General features: G+C 70.0%; 15 protein-coding genes. 12 read left to right on the top strand and 3 right to left on the bottom strand.

Translation table 11 applies throughout. The features are described from left to right. Positions 1-124: 124 nt before the first annotated feature. On the bottom strand, positions 125-1,105 hold the full coding sequence (locus FPZ12_RS12305; RefSeq protein WP_150980295.1) for a substrate-binding domain-containing protein: 981 nt from the start codon (positions 1,103-1,105) through the stop codon (positions 125-127). Positions 1,106-1,151: 46 nt separating this feature from the next. Here FPZ12_RS12305 and FPZ12_RS12300 point away from each other — a divergent pair, with 46 nt between their 5' ends. The 6 genes from FPZ12_RS12300 (at position 1,152) to FPZ12_RS12275 (ending at position 7,687) form a co-directional block, all read left to right on the top strand. Further along, a complete protein-coding gene (locus tag FPZ12_RS12300; RefSeq protein ID WP_144749597.1) occupies positions 1,152-1,628 on the top strand; it encodes a MarR family winged helix-turn-helix transcriptional regulator in 477 nt (158 codons plus the stop codon). Between the two features lie 11 nt (positions 1,629-1,639). Further along, positions 1,640-2,830 (top strand): PucR family transcriptional regulator, encoded by a 1,191-nt coding sequence (locus FPZ12_RS12295; RefSeq protein ID WP_144749599.1) that lies wholly within the window; start codon positions 1,640-1,642, stop codon positions 2,828-2,830. A gap of 146 nt (positions 2,831-2,976) precedes the next feature. Further along, positions 2,977-4,407: a dihydrolipoyl dehydrogenase gene (gene lpdA / locus FPZ12_RS12290; RefSeq protein ID WP_144749601.1), complete on the top strand. Its 1,431-nt coding sequence runs from the start codon at positions 2,977-2,979 to the stop codon at positions 4,405-4,407. Between the two features lie 10 nt (positions 4,408-4,417). Continuing rightward, positions 4,418-5,458 carry a pyruvate dehydrogenase (acetyl-transferring) E1 component subunit alpha gene (pdhA, locus tag FPZ12_RS12285; RefSeq protein ID WP_144749603.1) on the top strand — a complete coding sequence of 347 codons (1,041 nt, stop codon included), beginning with the start codon at positions 4,418-4,420 and terminating at the stop codon, positions 5,456-5,458. Positions 5,459-5,473: 15 nt separating this feature from the next. Then, the gene (locus FPZ12_RS12280; protein ID WP_144749605.1) at positions 5,474-6,463 is read left to right on the top strand and encodes an alpha-ketoacid dehydrogenase subunit beta; all 990 of its coding nucleotides are present in this window, start codon (positions 5,474-5,476) and stop codon (positions 6,461-6,463) included. An 18-nt stretch (positions 6,464-6,481) separates the two neighbouring features. Next, complete coding sequence (locus FPZ12_RS12275) at positions 6,482-7,687, top strand: dihydrolipoamide acetyltransferase family protein (RefSeq protein WP_208025833.1); 1,206 nt, start codon at positions 6,482-6,484, stop codon at positions 7,685-7,687. A 6-nt stretch (positions 7,688-7,693) separates the two neighbouring features. Here the strand turns inward: FPZ12_RS12275 and FPZ12_RS12270 are convergent, their stop codons facing one another. Next, complete coding sequence (locus tag FPZ12_RS12270) at positions 7,694-8,749, bottom strand: lytic transglycosylase domain-containing protein (RefSeq protein WP_144749607.1); 1,056 nt, start codon at positions 8,747-8,749, stop codon at positions 7,694-7,696. Positions 8,750-8,978: 229 nt separating this feature from the next. On the opposite strand from FPZ12_RS12270, the gene FPZ12_RS12265 reads away from it, so the two are divergent. Continuing rightward, complete coding sequence (locus tag FPZ12_RS12265; RefSeq protein WP_243769809.1) at positions 8,979-9,890, top strand: NAD(+)/NADH kinase; 912 nt, start codon at positions 8,979-8,981, stop codon at positions 9,888-9,890. A 59-nt stretch (positions 9,891-9,949) separates the two neighbouring features. Continuing rightward, positions 9,950-10,540 (top strand): HdeD family acid-resistance protein, encoded by a 591-nt coding sequence (locus FPZ12_RS12260; RefSeq protein WP_144749611.1) that lies wholly within the window; start codon positions 9,950-9,952, stop codon positions 10,538-10,540. Here the strand turns inward: FPZ12_RS12260 and FPZ12_RS12255 are convergent. Further along, the gene (locus FPZ12_RS12255; RefSeq protein WP_144749613.1) at positions 10,527-11,792 is read right to left on the bottom strand and encodes an alpha-amylase family glycosyl hydrolase; all 1,266 of its coding nucleotides are present in this window, start codon (positions 11,790-11,792) and stop codon (positions 10,527-10,529) included. The genes FPZ12_RS12260 and FPZ12_RS12255 overlap by 14 nt on opposite strands. 65 nt (positions 11,793-11,857) lie before the next feature. On the opposite strand from FPZ12_RS12255, the gene malQ reads away from it, so the two are divergent. From malQ to treZ, 4 genes are read left to right on the top strand one after another with little or no spacing between them, the layout of a single operon-like run. Next, the gene (malQ, locus tag FPZ12_RS12250; protein ID WP_144749615.1) at positions 11,858-13,792 is read left to right on the top strand and encodes a 4-alpha-glucanotransferase; all 1,935 of its coding nucleotides are present in this window, start codon (positions 11,858-11,860) and stop codon (positions 13,790-13,792) included. A gap of 8 nt (positions 13,793-13,800) precedes the next feature. After that, positions 13,801-15,924, top strand: coding sequence for a glycogen debranching protein GlgX (gene glgX / locus FPZ12_RS12245; protein WP_144749617.1), 2,124 nt, complete (start codon positions 13,801-13,803; stop codon positions 15,922-15,924). Further along, complete coding sequence (gene treY / locus FPZ12_RS12240; RefSeq protein ID WP_144749620.1) at positions 15,921-18,122, top strand: malto-oligosyltrehalose synthase; 2,202 nt, start codon at positions 15,921-15,923, stop codon at positions 18,120-18,122. Before glgX ends, treY begins: the two co-directional genes overlap by 4 nt. Further along, positions 18,119-19,822: a malto-oligosyltrehalose trehalohydrolase gene (gene treZ, locus FPZ12_RS12235; protein ID WP_144749622.1), complete on the top strand. Its 1,704-nt coding sequence runs from the start codon at positions 18,119-18,121 to the stop codon at positions 19,820-19,822. Before treY ends, treZ begins: the two co-directional genes overlap by 4 nt. Positions 19,823-20,016 lie beyond the last annotated feature (194 nt).

The raw sequence follows: 20,016 nt of genomic DNA, 5'->3' as shown, positions 1-20,016 counted from the left end.
GGACAGCGCCGACTGTGGTGAATGGGCATTCATGAGGAGGCGATCCCACAGTCAGCGGCCGCCTCAGGTTCCCCTACCCGCACCGCCACGCAAACCACATTGAAAACAGTCTCTAGCTGCCCTCTCAGGTGCCCAGCAACTCGGGCACGAAGATGTCCTCCGGGGTGAGCCGGCGCCGGGACAGGCCCTGCTCGAAATGCCAGCGCAGGAAGGCGTCGATGGACACGCGGTTCGCCGCCACGCCGTAGGGGTAGAGCCCCTCGGGGAACAGCTCGAGATCGCGGTCGAGCAGTTCGCCGAACCAGGGCACGTTCAGTTCCAGGTTGGTGAAGACGCGCCGACGCCGGTAGTGGTCCATCGCGACATCCCGTGCCTCGCAAAAAGCCCGGTACACGGCGGCGACCAGGTCCGGCGCGAGGTCGCGGCGGACCACGATGGTGTGCATGATCGGGAAGATCCCGGTGCGGCCGTAGTACTCCCGCTCGACAGCGCCGTAGTCCGGGAACAGCCGCGCCACGCGGGGTGACCCCTCCAGCACACACCGCGGCACGTCGGCCGAGATCATCGCGTCGATCTCACCCGCGTCGAGCATGGGGCCCAGCGCCTTCCCCTCCGGCGCGCGGGAAACGTCCACACCTTCGGGATGGATCTGCGGGACGAAGTCGAACGGCCCCATCGGCCAGTCGAACCCGCCGATCACCCAGCGACTCTCTTCGGGCCGCAGGCCGTACTCGTCGGACAGCACGCCCTTGGCGGCCACGCCGGCGTCGTGGCCGTACATGGCGAACTCGCCGATGACCTTCCCTGCCAGGTCGGCGGGCTCGCGGATCCCGCTGCCGGTGTGCACGAAGATCGCCGACTGCCGGAACTGCCTCGCCGGGAACACCGGGATCGCCACGAACGGCGGGTCCTCCAGGTCCAGCGTGCGCAGGTAGAACGACAGCCCCAGCTCGGCGACGTCGAACGCCTGCTCACGCACCATCTTTTCGAAGATGTCCGAAACCAGCCCGCCAGTGCCGGAGAACTCCGCTTCCGTTCCTTCGATCCCCACTGTGCCGTCGAACAGCGGCCGGACGACGGCGTAGGGGTAACAACCGATTCGCATGGACTTACCATAAACGCGTTTACGATTCTCCGCTAGACTCCGCCTCATGAACGCCGAAGCCCGTGAGCTCACCGACCTGTTCGCCACCTCGTCGCTGGGTGCGCCGGAGAAGGCCGTCGGTTTCGTGCTGTGGCGGGTGCTGCACCGGTACGTGCGCGAGATCGACCACGCGCTCGCCCCGCTCGACCTGACCCACCTGCAGTTCACGACGCTGACGATGGCGGCGTGGCTCGCCCGCTCCGGCGAGCCGGTGACGCAGGCCGCACTCGCGCGGCACGGCGACATCAGCACCATGCAGGTCTCGCACATGCTGAAGGCACTCGAAGGCAAGGCCATGGTCACCCGGCCGCGGAGCGAGAAAGACGTGCGCAGCAAGGAAATCCGGGTCACCACCACCGGCGTCGCCGTGCTCCGCGAAGCACTTCCGGTGGCCATCGAGGTCCAGCGGCGGCTGTTCGGCGCGGGCGACGAGCTGCTGACCAGACTGCTGGAGGTCGAGGAAGCCGGGGATCGGCGGCGGTAGCCTGGGGTGCTGTGGATGTACCCGTGTTGTCGTCGCCGAGTACGCGGCGGCTGGCCCAGGCGTGGCTCAGTGACGTCGAAGTCTTGACGCAGCGCCTGCTCGCGGCCATCTTCACGGACAATCCCGAGTGGACGGACTACGCGAGCGTCCCGCGCGACGATCTGCACGAAGGCTGCCTCACCTACCTCACCCGCGTGCTCGAAGTCCTCAGCGGCAAGGTCGCGGGGCCGGCGCCGGACGACGAGGTGGTCGCGGCGATCGCGCGGCACCGGGCGGTGCAGGGCGTGCCGCTCGAGGTCATGTTGCGCACCTTCCGCCTCGGCGGCCGGATCGTCTGGGAGGCGCTGCTCGAACAGGCCCAGGCCACGGGCATCCCGCCGGACGCCGTCCTCGAAGCGGGCACGGCGATGTGGACGGTGATCGACGGGCTGTCCTCCGCGCTCTCCACCTCGTATCGCAACAGCGAACTGGACCGCGTCCGCCGTGACGAGCAGCGGCGGCTGGCGCTGGTGGAGGACCTGCTGGGCAGCCGCGCGGGCGATGCGGGCTTCGCGGAGCGGGCCGCGCGCGAGCTGAACCTGCCCTCGTCAGGGAGCTACCTGATCGTCGTCGCGCGGGTGACCGCCGAGGGCGTTTCCGCGCTGGCCGGGCCGCAGACGGCGCTCGACGCGTTCGGCATCCGCTCGCTGTGGCACACCCGGATCGACAACGTCGTGGGCCTCGTGGCGCTGGAGCACCGCGCGCCGGCCGAGGTGCTCGACAGGCTGCGCACGCTGGTCCGCGGCGCGGCCGCCGCCTCCCCCGCCGTGTCCGGGCTCGCCGAGGCGGGCAAGGGCCACGCGTTCGCGCTGATCGCGCTGGGCACCGTGCCCGAGGACGCGAAAGCGTTGGTGTCCTTGGACGAGCGCTATCCCGAGGCGCTCCTCGTGCGCTCCCCCGAGCTGACCCGCCACCTCGTCGACCACGCGCTGGGCGGGGTGCTCGCGCTGCCCGAACGCGAGCGCGAAACCCTGCTGCGGACGCTCGCCGTGTGGCTGGAGGAGAACCGCTCCGCCGCGCACGCCGCGACCCGCCTGCACTGCCACCGGAACACGGTGCTGAACCGCCTCCAGCGCATCACCACGCTGCTCGGCCACTCGCTCGACGGGCACCGCGCGCACGTCGAGCTCTCCCTCGCGCTGGCGGCGCTCGACCTCCCCTGATTGGGCGCGGCGCCCAATCCGTCTCGTCCAACGTTGGGCCCGCTGGGCATGGTCCACACCTGCGCCGGGTACCAGACTCGACCTGTCGGCGCATGGGAAAACCCTGTGCGCCCACCAAGTCCGGCCAAGGTGAGGAGCACGTCGTCGTGCGCGAATTCGATCTTCTGGTGCTCGGCGGCGGGCCCGGGGGCTATGTGGCGGCCCTCCGCGCTGCCCAACGCGGGCTCTCGGTGGGCCTCGTGGAGAAAGAGCGCCCTGGCGGGGTGTGCCTGAACTGGGGGTGCATACCCACCAAGGCGATGCTGCGCTCCGCCGAGGTGTTCCAGACCGTCAAGGCGGCCGCCGAATACGGCGTGCACGCGGAGAATGTCGGCTTCGACTACCCCGCGATCAGACAGCGCAAGGACGGCATCGTCAAGACGCTGACCGACGGCGTGGCCGGGCTGCTCAAGGCGAACGGGGTCACCGTCGTCGAGGGCCACGCCACCTTCACCGGACCGGCCACAGTGGACATTCACGAGGCCGGGCCGTCGCCCATCGCGCCGGACGGGCCGCGGTACGCCGCGGAGCCCGCGGCCCGCATCGACCAGGCGACGGCGCGGAACTTCGTCATCGCCACCGGTTCCACCCCGGCGCGGCTGCCCGTGCCCGGCGGTGACCTGCCCGGAGTGATCACCTCCGACGGCGCGTTCGGGCTCACCGAGGTGCCGGAGCGGATCGTGATCATCGGCGGCAGCGCGGTCGGCGCGGAATGGGCGAGCCTGTTCCACGCGTTCGGCAGCGAGGTCACGATCGTCGAGATGCAGGACCGGCTGGTGCCCGCGGAGGACGCGGAGATCGGCAAGGCGCTCGGCCGTTCCTTCACCCAGCGCGGGATCACGGTGCTCACCGGTGCTTCGGTCACCGAGATCACCGAGGGCCTGCGGGTACACGTCGGCGACCGGAAACTGGACGCCGACGTCGTGCTGGTCGGGGTCGGCCGCAGGCCCAACACCGCGGCGCTCGGCCTCGACGCGGCCGGGGTGGCCACCGACGAGCGCGGGTTCATCGTCGTGGACGACCAGCTGCGCACGAACGTCGCGGGCGTGCACGCGATCGGCGACGTGACCGGCAAGGCGCTGCTCGCCCATGTGGCGTCGCACCAGGGAATCACGGCAGCGGACGTGATCGCCGGGCACGACGCGCGCATCGACTACACCGTCGTTCCCGCGGCCACCTTCACACACCCCGAGATCGCCAGCGTCGGGCTCAGCGAAGCCGCCGCCCGCGACGCCGGGCACGACATCGTCGCGGCCAAGTTCCCGTTCTCCGCGCTCGGCCGCGCACGCACTTTCGGGGACACCGAAGGATTCGTGAAGATCGTCGCGGGCGAGCGCCACGGCGAGGTGCTGGGCGTGCACATCTTCGGCCCGTCCGCCAGCGACCTGATCACCGAAGGCGCGCTGGCGATCTCGCTCGAAGCCACGCTCGACGAGCTCGCCGACACCATCCACGCCCACCCCACCCTTGGCGAGTCCGGCATGGAGGCCGCGCTGACCGCGCTGGGCCTTCCCGTGCACGTCCCGCCGAAGCGCTGAAGGAGAAACCGTGACCGCTACAGCCGAACGAGTAACCACTCCGGCGGGCGAGGACGTCGAAACCCTGCGCGGCTACTACCGCCAGATGGTCCTGATCCGCCGGTTCGAGGAGCGCGCCGCGCAGGGCTACACGCAGGCGAAGATCGGCGGCTACTGCCATCTGAACCTCGGCGAGGAGGCCACCGCCGTCGGCCTGCTCTCGGCGATGCGCCCCACCGACTACCTGTTCACCAACTACCGCGAGCACGGTTACGCGATCGCGAAGGGCATCGAGCCCGGCCGCGTGATGGCCGAGCTGTACGGCCGCACCACCGGCACCTCCAAGGGCTGGGGCGGTTCGATGCACATGTTCGACACCGGTTCGCGGCTGCTCGGCGGGTACGGGATCGTCGGCGGGCAGCTGCCGCTGGCGGTCGGCGCCGCGCTGGCGATCGACTACCGCGGCGGGGACGACGTGGTGGTCTGCCAGATGGGCGACGGGACCACGAACATCGGCGCCTTCCACGAATCGCTCAACATCGCCGCGCTCTGGCGGCTGCCGGTGCTGTTCGTGGTCATCAACAACAACCTCGGCATGGGCACCACGGTCGAGCGCTCGTCCGCGGAACCCGAGCTGTTCAAACGCGCCTCGGCGTACCGGATGATCGGCGAGCGCGTGGACGGCACGGACCTGCTCGCGGTGCGCGACACCGCCGCGCGGTTGATCGAAGGCGCCCGGCACGAGGGCAAGCCCGCGCTGCTGGAGACGACGAGCCCGCGGCTCAAGGGCCACTCCGTCGTCGACCCGGCCAAGTACCGCACCGCCGACGAGGTGGCCGCCGCGCAGGCCGCGGATCCGTTGACACGCTTCAAGAACACGCTCCTGGACAGTGGCGTGCTCGACGAGGACTCGGCGGCCGAGCTCGAACGCGCCGCCAAGGCGGACGCCGACGAGGCGGTCGCGTTCGCCGACGCCAGCCCGCACCCCGAGCCCTCGACGCTGTTCGACTACACCTACGCCACCCCGGTGCCCGGCGACTCCCGCAGGCTGCCGGCCGACCCGGTGTTCTGACCACAAAGGACAATTGTGCCCGTCATCAGTTATCGCGAAGCACTGCGCAGCACCCTGCGCGAGGAAATGCTGGCCGACGACGAAGTCTTCCTGATCGGGGAGGAGATCGGCGTCTTCGAGGGCTCCTACAAGATCACCGCGGGGCTGCTCGCCGAATTCGGGGAGAAGCGTGTCCGCGACACCCCGATCGCCGAGGAGGGTTTCGTCGGCGCCGCGATCGGCGCGGCGATGCTGGGCCTGCGCCCGGTCGTGGAGCTCATGACCATCAACTTCTCGCTGGTGGCGCTCGACCAGATCGTCAACCACGCGGCGAAGATCTACGGCATGTTCGGCGGCCAGACCAGCGTGCCGATGGTGATCCGCACGCCCGGCGGCGGCGGGCAGCAGCTGGGCGCCACGCACTCGCAGAACATCGAGCTGTACTACGCGTTCGTGCCCGGCCTCAAGGTGGTCGCCCCCAGCACCCCGGCCGACGCGAAGGCGCTGCTGAAGGCCGCCATCCACGACGACGACCCGGTGCTGTTCCTGGAAAACCTCGCGCTGTACAACACCAAGGGCGAGGTGCCCGACGACCTGCCGCCCGCCGAGATCGGCAAGGCGGCGGTCACCCGCGAGGGCACCGACATCACGATCATCGGCTACTCCCGGATGGCCGCGGTGGCCACGCAGGTCGCCGAGCGGCTGGCCGGTGAAGGCGTGTCGGCCGAGGTGATCGACCTGCGCAGCCTGCGCCCGCTGGACCGCGAAACGCTGGTGGCGTCGGCGCGCAAGACCGGCTGCGTCGTCGTGGCCGAGGACGACTGGCTCACCTACGGGATCGGCGCCGAGATCGCGGCGTCCATTTCGGACGGTGCGTTCGACCACCTCGACGCGCCCGTGCGCCGGGTCGCGGCCGCCGAAGTTCCGCTGCCGTACGCCAAACCGCTCGAGCAGGCAGCACTCCCCTCCGCCGATTCGCTGCACACCGCGGTGACCGAAACACTGGCCGCCGTCGGCAGGCGCTAGAGAAACCCAGGACCGAACATGCCCGAAATCACCATGCCCCGGCTCTCCGACACCATGGAGGAGGGCGTCATCGTCGCCTGGCGCAAACAGGTGGGCGACAAGGTGGCAAACGGCGAAGTGCTCGCCGAGATCGAGACCGACAAGGCCATCATGGAGCTGGAGGCCTACGACGAGGGCGTGCTGGAACGCGTCCTGGCGAAGGAAGGCGAGCGGGTCGCGATCGGCGCCCCGATCGCCATCGTGGGTGACGGGAGTGGGGCCGCCGCTTCGGCTGCCCCCGCTGCCGCGCCTGCCCCTGCCGCCGCTCCGGCTCCTGCTGCCGGGTCCGCGCCTGCCGCCGCGCCTGTGGTGGCGGAGAAGTCCTCGCGCCCCAAGGCTTCCCCGCTGGCCCGCAAGCTCGCGCGGGAAGCGGGCTTGGATCTCGCCGAGGTCACCGGCACGGGGCCCGGCGGCCGGATCATCCGCAAGGACATCGAAGCGGCCGCCGTGCCGTCGCCCGCGCCGGCCGCGTCCGCCCCGGTCCAGGTTTCCGGGGACTACGAGGAGGTTCCGCTCACCTCGATCCAGCGAGTGGCGGCAAAGCGGCTGACCGAGAGCAAGCGCGACGCGCCCCACTTCTACCTGACCTCAGCCGTCGACGTGACGGAACTGCTCGCGTTCCGCGGCACTGTCAACAACGCGGTGCAGTCGGCGGGCGGCGCGAAGGTCAGCGTGAACGACCTGCTGCTGCGCGCCGTGGCGATCACGTTGCGCGCCAACCCGGCCGTGAACGTCTCCTTCGCCGGGGACAAACTGTTGCGGCACAACGGTGTCCACGTCGGCGTCGCGGTGGCCGTGCCCGCGGGCCTCGTCGTCCCCGTCATCCGTGACACCGACCGCAAGGCGGTCTCGGAGATCGCCGCGGAGTCCCGGGACAAGGCCGAACGCGCCCGCGACGGCAAACTCCGCGCCGACGAGATGAGCGGCGGCACGTTCACCGTGTCGAACCTCGGCATGTTCGGCATCGAGCAGTTCTCCGCCGTCATCAACCCGCCGGAGGCCGCGATCCTGGCCGTCGGTGCCGCCACGCCGGAACTGAAACTCGTCGACGGTGAGGTGACGGAACGCAAAATCCTGCGGCTCACGCTGTCCGCCGACCACCGCGCGATCGACGGCGCCACCGGTGCCGTGTTCCTGCAGCAACTGACCGCGCTACTGGAGAACCCGCTGCGCATCGTCGCCTGACGCCGCTCAGCTGGCGGTCGTGTCCGTTGTGGACGGACCGGCCGTCGTCGCGGGCGTGGTGGTGGTGGTTGTCGTCGTCGTGGTAGTCAGTGGCGGCTCGAGAGTCGTGGTCGGTGGCTCCGTCGTCGGCGGCGGCGTGGTCGTCGTGGTCGAAGGCGGCGGCGTGGCACTCGAAGACGGCGGCGCACTCGACGGCGGAGTGGTGGCCGGAGGCGTGGCGACCACCACCGGCGGCACCACCACCGCCGGGGCCACCGGAGGCGCGGCCGGAACCACCGCCGGCGCAGGCAATCCCGCCGAACCGGCCAGAGGCGCCGCACCGTAGCTCGTGTCCTGGAAGGCCGAGTCCGGCAACGTCACCGTCCCGCGCGCGTAGGCGTCGGCCCACAACAGGACGGTGCGCACGTAGGAATCCGAGTGGTTGTAACGGAAAACGGCCTGCGCGGCCTGCCTCGGGTCACGTAGGTCGCCGCCGCCCGCGCACAGGTACCTGCCCGCGGCGAGCGCGGCGTCGTAGAGGTCGTGGGGGCTTTCGATGCCGTCGCCGTTGCCGTCGGACGCCCATTTCGCCCACGAGGACGGGATGAACTGCATCGGACCGACCGCGCGGTCCCACACGGCATTCCCGTCCAGCGCCCCACCGTCGGTGTCGGGCACGGCCGCGTAGCCGTTGCCGTCGAGCACCGGGCCGAGGATCGGGAACGCCGTACTGCCACCGGATTCCACATGCCCGATCGCGGCCAGCAACGACCAGTCGAGGTGGCACCCCGGCGCCAGCCGGGCCATCGTCGCCGCGGCCTTGTGGTAGGCGTCCAGCGCGGACGCCGCCAGCGTGGCGGGCATCGAGCCCATCGGGACGTCGGCGAACGAGGGCAGCCCCGCGCTCAGCGCCGGCGGGTTCGCGGCGTCGGCGAGTACCTGGGGGCTCAGCTCGGGTTGCGCCGCCACCTCGCCGTCCACGCCCACCACGACGGTGTCCACTGTGGACGTCGGGAAGAACGGGGCGAGCAGCGCGGCGACGACGAGGAAGGCCCCTTGCTTCGCCCTCAGCCCTCGCGACATGCCTCTCCTCCATCCGGGCGAACGGCTTGGCATGATCGGCGTATCGTGCTCGCCGCGCGACACTCCCACCCCACGCACTGTCGCATCCGCGGTCGCGAAATCCCAGACGCGGCCGCCGGAATTGTCATCATTCGCAGTTTCGCTCTCCGCGCGCCGCGGAGCAATGTGCGTATTTCCGCCGGCGCTTCCGCCCTGCGCACCCCACCGGCCAGCCCCTAGGCTCGTGATCGTGGGCGAAACGCTGGGCCTGGTGGTCCATCCGAGCAAACCCGTCGACTCCTCTGTCCGCACCATCTCCGCCTACGCGCGGACGCACGGGGTGCGGATAGTGGTCCGCGCCGCCGACGCGCCGCGGGTGCCCGGCTTCGAGGCGCTGCCGGACGCGGAGTTCGCGGACGCCGTCGACTGGGTCATCAGCCTCGGCGGCGACGGCACGATGCTCGGCGCGCTGCGGCTGGTGATGGAGCGCCCGGTGCCGGTGCTGGGGGTGAACCACGGCAACCTCGGCTTCCTCGTCGAGGTCTTTCCCACCCAGCTCGAAGCGGCGCTGGAAGCGCTGGTGCACAACGAGTTCACCATCGAGCCGCACAGCTGCCTCGTGGCGGGCACCGACGTGCCGGGCGCCGTCGCGGGGTTCAACGACCTCGTGCTCACCCGGCTGGGCCGCGGCGCGGTGTCGGTCGATCTGACGGTCAACGGGCAGCAGTTCGGCTACTACAAATGCGACGCGCTGGTGGTGGCCACGCCCACGGGCTCGACCGCGTACAACTACGCCGCCGGCGGGCCGGTGATCTCCCCGTCCGCAGCGGCGATGGTGGTGACCCCGGTGGCGCCGATGGCCGGGGTCAGCCGTTCGGTGGTGCTCGGCCCGAACGACGAAGTCCGGCTCCACGTCGCCGGGGACAGCGCGGCCGTGGGCGTCGAGGTGGACGGCGTGGAGTCGGAGACGCTGGCGCACGACGGCGTATTGACCGCGCGCCTGCGCCAGGACGCCGCCAAGGTCGTACGCCTCGCCGCGGGCGCGCACGCCAGCCGCAGCCGCGTGAAACTCAGCCTGCTCGATCTGCCGCTGCGCCCGGACCAGCTCCTCGAACTCGTGCCCGGCCACCTCCGCCAGCGCCTGGAGGGGCCAGGCGAGTGACACGCGTGGCGGGTTCGCCCCCGGGCTCTTAACCTTCTCGGGAGGGAAAGGAGCAGGTCATGACTGCCAACGAGTCGTACCCGCCGTTCACCATGCCGGTCGCCGAGGAACTCCAGCGGGTGACCGGACGCTGGTGGGTCGCCGCGATCCTGGGCGTGGTCACCGCCGTGCTCGGCCTGCTCCTGCTGGTGGACCTGGCCACCGCGGTCGGGGTGCTGGCCGTGCTGGTCGCCATCGCGCTGCTCGCCGACGGCTTCACCGAACTGCTCACCGCGGGCAGGCAGACGCCGAGCTGGCCCGCCTACCTGATCGGCGTCGTGTGGATCGTCTTCGGCGTCGTCGCGCTGGCCTGGCCCGGGATCACCCTGCTGGCGCTGGCCACCCTGGTGGGTATCGGCCTGATCATCGGCGGCGTCATGCAGATCGCCGCCGCCGTGACCGGCCGCCGCGGGCTGCCGATGTGGGGGCTGTACCTGGCGCTGGGCATCATCACGGTGATCATCGGGCTGCTCGCGCTGGTCTGGCCGGGCATCACCATCCTGACCCTGGCCATCTGGCTCGGCATCACGCTGCTCTTCCGCGGCATCGGCACCATCTGGTTCAGCATGATGCTGCGCCGCGCGCACAAGAACGCCGTCACCGCGGGCTGAGCACCACCCAGCTGTGCCCCGGCACCACGGCCGGGTCCCCGCCGTCGGCATGCACCGGCGCGCCGATCACGGTGAGCCCGCCGGTGGCGACGGGGAAGCGGTACGGCTCGTCGCCCACGTTGAGCAGGGTCAGCACCTCGTCCTCCCCCGCGTACGAGCGCACGGCCACCGCGCGGTTGGTCAGGTGCAGGACTTCGGTACGCGCGCGGACCAGCCACGGGTGCCGCCTGCGCATCCCGATCAGCCGCTGGTGGAGCCGGTACGTCGGCCAGCCGTACGGCGCCAGCTCGCCCGGCGTGCCAGGGAAGGCCGGCCGGACGGCGTCGTCCCCGCCCTCGCGTTCCTCCTTCACACCACGGAAAGCCTGTTCGTCGCCGTAATACACACTCGGCACGCCGCCGACCGTGAGCAGCAGCGCGAGCGCGTGCCCGAAATGGCGTTCGTCATCGAGCCGGGAAGCCAGGCGGGTGACGTCGTGGTTGCCGATGAACGTCTGCGGGGGAAACGTTTCCAGCAACGCGTCGTGCCGCTTCAAGGCCCAGGAGAGCTCGAAGAAGTTGGCGTCGTTGAGGGAACTCCAGATCGCTTTCCACAGCTCGTACTGCGTGACGGTGTCCAGCCCGCTTCGCTCGACATACGCGGCGTAGTCACCATGGAGTACTTCGCCCACGAACCACGCTTCGGGATGTTTTTCCCGTACCGCAGGCAATACGCGGCTCCAGAACTCCGGCGGGATCGCGTACGTCGCGTCGAAACGCCAGCCCGACACGCCGCGCTCGAGCCAGTGGTGGAGCACCTCGCCCACGTACTGCGCGACCTCCGGCTCCTCGTGGTCCAGCTTCACCAAGTGCCGGTGGCCTTCGAAGACCTCGAAATCGGTGCCCTGGCGGCGGAACCAACGGCGTCCTTCGACGAGCGGCTTGAATCCGCGGCCCACGTGGTTGAAGACGCCGTCGAGCACGATCCGCAGCCCGCGCCCGCGGGCCGCGGCGACCAGCCGGTCGAAGTCCGAGTCGTCGCCGAGCCGCGGGTCGATCCGGAAGTGGTCGACCGTGTCGTAGCCGTGCGTCTCGGCGGCGAACACCGGGCCGAGCATCAGCCCGGAACAGCCCAGTTCCACCGCGTAGTCGAGCCAGTTCTCCAGCTGTCGCAAGCGGTGCCGCGCCGGTTCGGCCGTCGCGGCCGCGGGCGCGCCGGTGAACCCGAGCGGGTAGACGTGCCACCAGATCGCGTGTTCGGCCCACGGAGTCATCGGGGGTGCTCCTCATCTCATCGGCCTGGGTAGCGCCGTCCGGCGGGGGCGGCGATGCTGAACGGGTGGATCCGGACCTCAGTGCCCTCGCGGACGCCTACGGTGTCGCCACCCGGTACGAAAACGCCGAGCAGCGCGAAGTCGTCGTCGACACCGAGGTCGTGATCGCGGTGCTCGCGCAGTTCGGCGTCGACGCGTCGACTCCGGGGTCGGTCGAACGTGAGCTCGCCGAGGTCCGCCGTGTCCGCGACCGAACCACGCTGCCACCGACCCTAGTGCTGCGCGAGGGTACCGAGCACGATGCCGGAAGTCCCGCCGTGGTCCACCTCGAGGACGGCACGCGCCGCGAGATCGGCCGGACGGTTCCCGGTGATCTCCCGCTGGGCTGGCACAAGATCGTGACCGGCGAGCGGGAGGTCGTGCTGGCGGTGGTCCCGGCGAAGCTGCCCGAAGTGCCACCGGCGTGGGGCTGGATGCTGCAGCTGTACGCGCTCCGTTCGGCGGATTCCTGGGGCGCGGGGGACTACGGCGACCTCGCCGAGTTCGCGCGCCGGTCCGCGGCGGAACTGGGCGCGGGTGTGGTCCTGGTGAACCCGGTGCAGGCGATCAGCCCGACGGTGCCGGTGGAACGTTCGCCGTACTCGCCGTCCAGCCGTCGGTACGCGAACCCGCTCTACCTGCGCGTCACGGACACGAAAGCGTTTGCCGAAGCGGATTCCGGGACGCGCGAGCGGATTCTCGCCCTTCGCCCGGACTCGCACACCGAGCTCATCGACTACGACGCGGTGTGGACGTCGAAGGTCGCGGCGCTGGAGCTGTTGTGGCCGCGGGAAACCACCCCACCGGACGAAGATCTCCGTGATTTCGCCACGTTCTGTGCGCTCGCGGAAATCCACGGTGCGGATTGGCGCGAATGGCCCAGTGCGTTGCGCGATCCGCACAGCCCCGAGGTGAAGCAGGCACGCAAGGAGCTCGCCGACCGGATCGCGTTCCACGCCTGGCTGCAAGAGCTGTGTCGCGAACAGCTCGACCACGCCCGCCGCGAAGCGCGTGAAGCGGGCATGTCCGTCGGGATCGTGCACGACCTCCCAGTCGGCGTTCATCCGGGCGGGGCCGACACTTGGGCGCTGGGCGACGCTTTCGCCGCACGTGTCACAGTCGGCGCGCCGCCCGACGCGTTCAGCCAGCAGGGCCAGGATTGGAACCTGCCGCCCTGGCGCCCGGACAAACTCGCCGAACTCGGGTACGCGCCATTCCGAGACGTGCTTCGCGGAGTTCTGCGCTTCGCAGACGGCGTCCGCGTGGACCACGTCGCGGGCTTGTGGCGCCTGTGGTGGATCCCGCCGGGCGAGCCGCCTTCGCGCGGCACGTACGTGCATTACGACGCCGAGGCGATGATGGGCATCCTCGCGCTCGAAGCGCACCGCGCGGGCGCCATCGTCGTCGGCGAGGATCTCGGCACGGTCGAGGAGGAAGTCACCGAAACCTTGCACGAACGGGGTGTTCTCTCCTCCGCCGTGCTGTGGTTCCAGCGCGACTACGACTCCCCCGGCCACCCGTTCGTGCCACCGCGGGACTGGGACACCGAGGCGATGGCCAGTATCACCACGCACGACCTGCCCACGGTGACGGGCTGGCTGACCGAAGAACACGTGCGGATCAGGGAGGAACTGGGGCTGCTGACCGAGCCAGGGCGAGAGTACGAAGCGGCACGGGAGGAGCGCGCCGCGCTGATCGATTTCCTTGCCGAGCAAGGAATTCCCGGTGAAGACCCGGTGGCCGCGCTGCACGCGCTGCTGGCCTCGGCGTCGTCACGGCTGCTGCTCACGGCACCCGCGGACGTCACCGGCCAGCGGCGCCAGCCGAACCTGCCGGGCACCGTCGAGCAGTACCCGAACTGGCGGATACCCTTGCCCGTCACCGTGGACGAGTTCTTCGCCGCCACTGGCGTGCACAGCCTGATCGCCACCCTGCGGGCCGCCCGCCCGCTGAACCGCTAGGAGACCCAGTGCCCACCTGGCCAGGAACCCCGTATCCACTGGGCGCCAGCTACGACGGCGTCGGCACCAATTTCGCGCTCTTCTCCGAAGTGGCGGAGTACGTCGAGCTGTGCCTGATCGACGAGGACGGCGGCGAGGAGCGCTACCGGCTGCCCGAGGTCGACGGGTTCGTGCACCACGGCTACCTGCTCGGCGTCGGTGCCGGCCAGCGCTACGGCTACCGCGTGCACGGCCCGTACGAACCGGAAAAAGGCCTGCGCTGCAACCCGAACAAGCTGCTGATCGACCCGTACGCCAAGGCGATCGCGGGCAACGTCGACTGGGACGAGTCGCTGTTCGGCTACCCCTTCGGCGCGCCGGACAAGCGCAACGACACCGACTCCGCCGGGCACGTCCCGCACAGCCTGGTGGTGAGCCCGTTCTTCGACTGGGCCGACGACCGCCCGCCGCGCACGCCGTACAACGAGTCGGTCATCTACGAGGCGCACGTCCGCGGCCTCACGATGAACCACCCCGCCGTGCCGCCGCGGCTTCGCGGCACGTACGCCGGGCTCGCGCACCCCGCGGTGATCGAGCATTTCAAGCAGCTCGGGGTCACCGCGATCGAGCTGATGCCGGTGCACCAGTTCATCACCGACCACGGTCTCGTCGACAAGGGGCTGCGCAACTACTGGGGCTACAACACGATCGGCTTCTTCGCGCCGCACGAGGGTTACGCCGCGCTGCCCGAGCAGGCGGGTCAGGTGCAGGAGTTCAAGGGCATGGTGCGCGCCCTGCACGAGGCGGACATCGAGGTGATCCTCGACGTGGTCTACAACCACACCGCCGAGGGCAACCACCTCGGGCCGACACTGTCCATGCGCGGGATCGACAACCAGGCCTACTACCGGCTGGTGGACGACAAACCCCAGTACTACATGGATTACACGGGCACCGGGAACTCGCTCAACGTGCGCAACCCGCACACGCTGCAGCTGATCATGGACTCGCTGCGGTACTGGATCACCGAGATGCACGTGGACGGGTTCCGCTTCGATCTCGCCGCCACGCTGGCCCGCGAGTTCTACGACGTGGACAGGCTGTCCACGTTCTTCGACCTCGTGCAGCAGGACCCGACGGTGAGCAGGGTGAAGCTGATCGCCGAGCCTTGGGACGTCGGGCCCGGCGGATACCAGGTGGGCAACTTCCCTCCACTGTGGACGGAGTGGAACGGGCAGTTCCGTGACACCGTGCGGGACTTCTGGCGCGGCGAGTCGGCGACGCTGGGCGAGTTCGCCTCGCGCATCACGGGTTCCTCGGACCTGTACCAGGACGACGGCCGCCGCCCGTTCGCCTCGATCAACTTCGTCACCGCGCACGACGGGTTCACCCTCAACGACCTGGTGTCCTACAACGAAAAGCACAACGACGCCAACGGGGAGAACGGCCGGGACGGCGCGGACGACAACCGCTCGTGGAACTGCGGCGTCGAGGGCCCGACCGAGGACGAGGAGGTGCTCGCGCTGCGGGCCCGGCAGCGCCGGAACCTGCTCGCCACCACACTGTTGTCCCAGGGCGTGCCGATGCTGCTGCACGGGGACGAGATGGGGCGCACCCAGCAGGGCAACAACAACGCCTACTGCCAGGACAACGAACTGTCCTGGGTGGACTGGTCACTGGCCGACGAAAACTCGGACCTGGTGGACTTCGTCGGCAGGCTCGCGGAGTTCCGGCGCAAGCATCCGGTGTTCCGGCGGCGGCGGTTCTTCCAGGGCAAGCCGATCCGCAAGAGCGACGGGATCGACGACATCGCCTGGTTCACCCCGTCCGCGGAGGAGATGAAGGAGCAGAACTGGGACGACGGGTTCGGCAAGTCCATCGTCGTTTTCCTCAACGGCAAGGGAATCCCGGATCTCGACCAGCGCGGGATGCCGGTGCTGGACGACTCGTTCCTGATCGCCTTCAACGCCCACTACGAGGACATCGCCGCGACCACGCCGGGCGAGGAATACGGTCCGGAGTGGACGATCGTGATCGACACCGCCACCGGTGAGATCGCCGAGGAGCCGGGCGAGCCGCACATCAAGGCGGGCGGGAAGTTCACCATGCCCGCGCGCTCGCTCGTGGTGCTGCAGCGGGTGGAGCCGCAGTGACCCCGCCGGGCTCGACGTACCGCGTGCAGCTCCGCCCGGAGTTCGGTTTCGACGCCGCGACCGAGCAGGTGGAGTACCTGCGACGGCTCGGCGTGGGGGCGCTGTACGCGTCGCCGGTGCTCGATGCCACGCCTGGTTCCACGCACGGCTACGACGTCGTGGACCCGACGAAGGCGCGCCCGGAGCTGGGCGGCGAGCCGGCGCGGCGCCTGCTGGCGGACGCGCTTTCCGACGCGGGGCTCGGTTTCGTGGTGGACATCGTGCCGAACCACATGTCGGTGGAGGTGCCGAAGGCGAACCCGTGGTGGTGGGACGTGCTGCGCCACGGACGGGAATCGAAGTACGCGGAGTACTTCGACATCGACTGGGGCCGCGGCCGGATCCTGGTGCCCATCCTGGGCGACGAGGGCGAACTGGAGGTCGACGGCGACGAACTCGCCTACTACGACCACCGGTTCCCCATCGCGCCGGGCACCGGTGGGGGCAGCGCCGACGAGGTGCACGCGCGGCAGCACTACGAGCTGGTGCACTGGCGGCGTGGCAACACGGAACTGAACTACCGGCGCTTCTTCGACATCACGACGCTCGCCGCCGTGCGCGTGGAGTTGCCCGAGGTTTTCCAGGCCACGCACGGAGAAGTGCTGCGCTGGGTGGCCGAGGGCAGCGTCACCGGACTGCGCGTGGACCACCCCGACGGGCTGGCCGACCCGGGCGGCTACCTGCGAGCCCTGCGGGCCGCGGCGCCGGAAGCGTGGCTGGTCGTGGAGAAGATCCTGCACCCCGGCGAGGATCTGCCGCAGAGCTGGCCGGTCGACGGCACGACGGGGTACGACGCGCTGCGCGAGATCAGCGGGATCTTCGTGGACCCGTCCGCCGAGGCCGTTTTCACCGAGCTGGCCGGGAATCCCGGCTACCACGCCATCGAGCGGGAGGCGCGGCAGCTCGTCACGGACAGTATCCTGGTCGCGGAGATGCACCGGATCGCCGCGCTGGCCAAGGGTTCCGAGGCCGCCGACGTCGCCCGGCTGATGATCGACTTCCCGGTGTACCGCTCGTACCTGCCCGAGGGCTCAGACCATTGGGCCACCGCCGTTTCCCGTTCCGGGGCGCACGCGATCGACGGTCAGGTGCGCGCGGATCCGCACGGCGAACTGGCCACGCGGATCCAGCAGACTTCGGGCATGGTCGTCGCGAAGGGCACCGAGGACACCACGTTCTACCGCTACACGCGCTTCGCCGCGCTGAACGAGGTCGGCGGTTCACCTGCCCGGTTCGGGTCCACTGTGGACGAATTCCACGAGCTGGCGGCGAAGCGCGAAGCGGCGTACCCGGCGGCGATGACCACGCTGACCACGCACGACACCAAGCGTTCCGAGGACGTGCGGGCGCGGCTGGCCGTGTTGTCCGAGGTGCCGGAGGAGTTCACGGAGGGCGTGCGGAAGTGGAGCGCGCGCAACGGGATCAGCGAGCCGACGCTGAACCTGCTCGCGTGGCAGACGCTGGTCGGCGCTTGGCCGATCAGCGCCGAACGGCTCGCGCGGTATCTGGACAAGGCCGCCAAGGAAGCGAAGATCCGCACCACCTGGACCGACCACGACGAGGAGTTCGAGGCCGAGGTCGCGGCGTGGCCGGCCAAGGTGGTCGAGGACCCGGACGTGGCGGCCTTCGTCGCGAAGATCGAGGGCGCCGGCTGGTCGAACTCCTTGTCGCAGAAGCTGATCCAGCTCACCGCACCCGGGGTGCCGGACGTGTACCAGGGCACCGAGCTGTGGGACCTCTCGCTGGTGGATCCGGACAACCGGCGCCCGGTGGACTACGGCGTGCGGCGCGCGATCCTCGACCGGATCGAGGGCGGCGAGTTGCCTCCCGTGGACGAGAGCGGCGCGGCGAAGCTGCTCGTGGTGCACAAGGCGCTGGCGCTGCGGCGGGAACGGCCGGACCTCTTCCACGGCTACCGCGCCCTGCACGCGGAGGGCACTGCCGCCTCGCACGTGGTTTCGTTTGCCCGCAACGGGTTGATCACCGTGGCCACCCGGCTGCCGATGAGACTCGCCGCGGCGGGTGGCTGGCAGGAGACGGTGCTGCCGCTGCCGCCGGGCGAGTGGACCGATGTGCTCACCGGTCAGGTCACGGACGGCACACTGTCCACAATGCTCGGTCGTTATCCGGTCGCTTTGCTGGTACGAGGAGATCGATGAGCTTCCGCGTATGGGCCCCGCACGCCGGACGGGTACGGGTGCGGGTCGACGGCACGGACCACGAGATGGCGCGCGAAGGCGAGTGGTGGTCTTCGGACGTTTCCGGGTCCGACTACGGCTTTCTGGTGGGGGACAAGGAAGATCTGCTGCCGGACCCGCGCTCGCTCTGGCAACCCGATGGCGTGCACCGGCCCTCGCGGGTGTACGACCACGGCGCTTTCGCCTGGACCGACCAGTCCTGGACGGGGCGGGCGCTGCCGGGCGGCGTGCTCTACGAACTGCACATCGGCACGTTCACGGCGGGCGGCACGTTCGACGCGGCGATCGAAAAACTGGACTACCTGGCGGATCTGGGGGTCACGTTCGTCGAAGTGCTGCCGGTGAACTCGTTCGACGGCACGGCGGGCTGGGGTTACGACGGCGTGCTGTGGGGCGCGGTGCACGAACCCTACGGCGGCCCCGACGGCTTCAAGCGATTTGTCGACGCGTGCCACCGGCGCGGGCTCGCGGTCGTGCTGGACGTCGTCTACAACCACCTCGGCCCCTCCGGCGCGTACCTCGACAGGTTCGGCCCGTACTTCGCGGGCAGCAACGACTGGGGTCCCGGGCTGAACCTCGACGGCGAGGGCTCGGACGAAGTGCGTCGTTATGTCATCGACAACGCACTGGGCTGGCTACGCGATTTCCACGTGGACGCGCTACGCCTCGACGCCGTGCACGCTCTCGTCGACAGGCGTGCCACGCACCTGCTGGAGGAGCTGGCCGTCGAGGTGGAAGCGCTTTCCGCCGCGGTCCGGCGGCCGTTGACGCTGATCGCCGAGTCCGACCTGAACGATCCGCGCCTGGTCACCGCGCGGGAGGCGGACGGCTACGGCCTGCACGCGCAGTGGTCGGACGACTTGCACCATGCGCTGCACGTGGCGCTGACCGGGGAGACCAGCGGCTACTACACGGACTTCGCCGCGCCCGGCGCCCTCCCCCGCACCCTGCGCGACGTGTTCTTTCACGCGGGGACATGGTCGTCTTTCCGGGGCCGCACGCACGGGCGGCCGGTGCCGGGGAAGATCCCCGCGCACCGGTTCCTGGCGTACCTGCAAAATCACGACCAGATCGGCAACCGCGCCACGGGCGACAGGCTCTCCGCGAGTGTCTCCCCTGGTCTACTGGGGTGTGGGGCCGCGATTGTGTTCTGCTCGCCCTATACTCCGATGATCTTCATGGGGGAAGAATGGGCGGCGCGTACTCCCTGGCAGTTCTTCGCTTCGTTCCCCGATCCCGACCTCGCCGACGCCGTCCGCACCGGCCGCCGGCGCGAGTTCGCCCGGCACGGGTGGGGTGAAGCCGACGTCCCGGACCCGATCGACCCGGCGACGGTGGAGCGTTCGCGGCTGGACTGGGCGGAGGTGGAGCGCCCGGGGCATCGGGAGATGCTGGGTTTGTACCGGTCGCTGATCGCCCTGCGCCGGACACACCCCGCGCTCGCGGACCCGGTCCGTGACCACTTCGAGGTCGACGCGGAAGGTTCGTGGCTGGTGCTCCACCGGGGCTCTCTGCGCCTGGCGTGCAACCTCGGCACTGACCCCGTGACGCTCCCGATGAAGTCAGAAAGGCCCGTCCTGACCTGGGGCGACGCGAAGGTGAGGGAGAACGGCGTGCACCTGGGTGGAGAGTCCTTCGCCCTGGTGCAGTTGGGTGAGTAGAGGCGGACCGGATCACTGGCACCGGCGGGCCTTTCCCTCAGGGCGGATCGCGCCGGCGATCCGCCCTAGAGGTGGGTGCTCATCCCGTCGCCTGCGAAAGCGCTATCACTTTCCCCTGGACCCGCAAGCTTTGTGCAGTCGGGCGCGCGTCGTGTAGAGGGGTTGCGGGCCCAGGGCAAAGTGATGTGGGCCTG

The sequence above is a fragment of the Amycolatopsis acidicola genome (assembly GCF_007713735.2).
Classification (GTDB): Bacteria; Actinomycetota; Actinomycetes; order Mycobacteriales; family Pseudonocardiaceae; genus Amycolatopsis_E; species Amycolatopsis_E acidicola.
The sequence above is the reverse complement of the archived record's forward strand: the minus strand, read 5'-3'. Positions and strand labels throughout refer to the sequence as shown.

Excerpts from the sequence above, each read along its gene's own strand:
- FPZ12_RS12275 (WP_208025833.1), top strand. The coding sequence starts at position 6,482 with ATGCCCGAAATCACCATGCCCCGGCTCTCCGACACCATGGAGGAGGGC.
- FPZ12_RS12270 (WP_144749607.1), bottom strand. The coding sequence starts at position 8,749 with ATGTCGCGAGGGCTGAGGGCGAAGCAAGGGGCCTTCCTCGTCGTCGCC.
- FPZ12_RS12255 (WP_144749613.1), bottom strand. The coding sequence starts at position 11,792 with ATGACTCCGTGGGCCGAACACGCGATCTGGTGGCACGTCTACCCGCTC.
- FPZ12_RS12305 (WP_150980295.1), bottom strand. The coding sequence starts at position 1,105 with ATGCGAATCGGTTGTTACCCCTACGCCGTCGTCCGGCCGCTGTTCGAC.
- treZ (WP_144749622.1), top strand. The coding sequence starts at position 18,119 with ATGAGCTTCCGCGTATGGGCCCCGCACGCCGGACGGGTACGGGTGCGG.
- FPZ12_RS12260 (WP_144749611.1), top strand. The coding sequence starts at position 9,950 with ATGACTGCCAACGAGTCGTACCCGCCGTTCACCATGCCGGTCGCCGAG.
- FPZ12_RS12300 (WP_144749597.1), top strand. The coding sequence starts at position 1,152 with ATGAACGCCGAAGCCCGTGAGCTCACCGACCTGTTCGCCACCTCGTCG.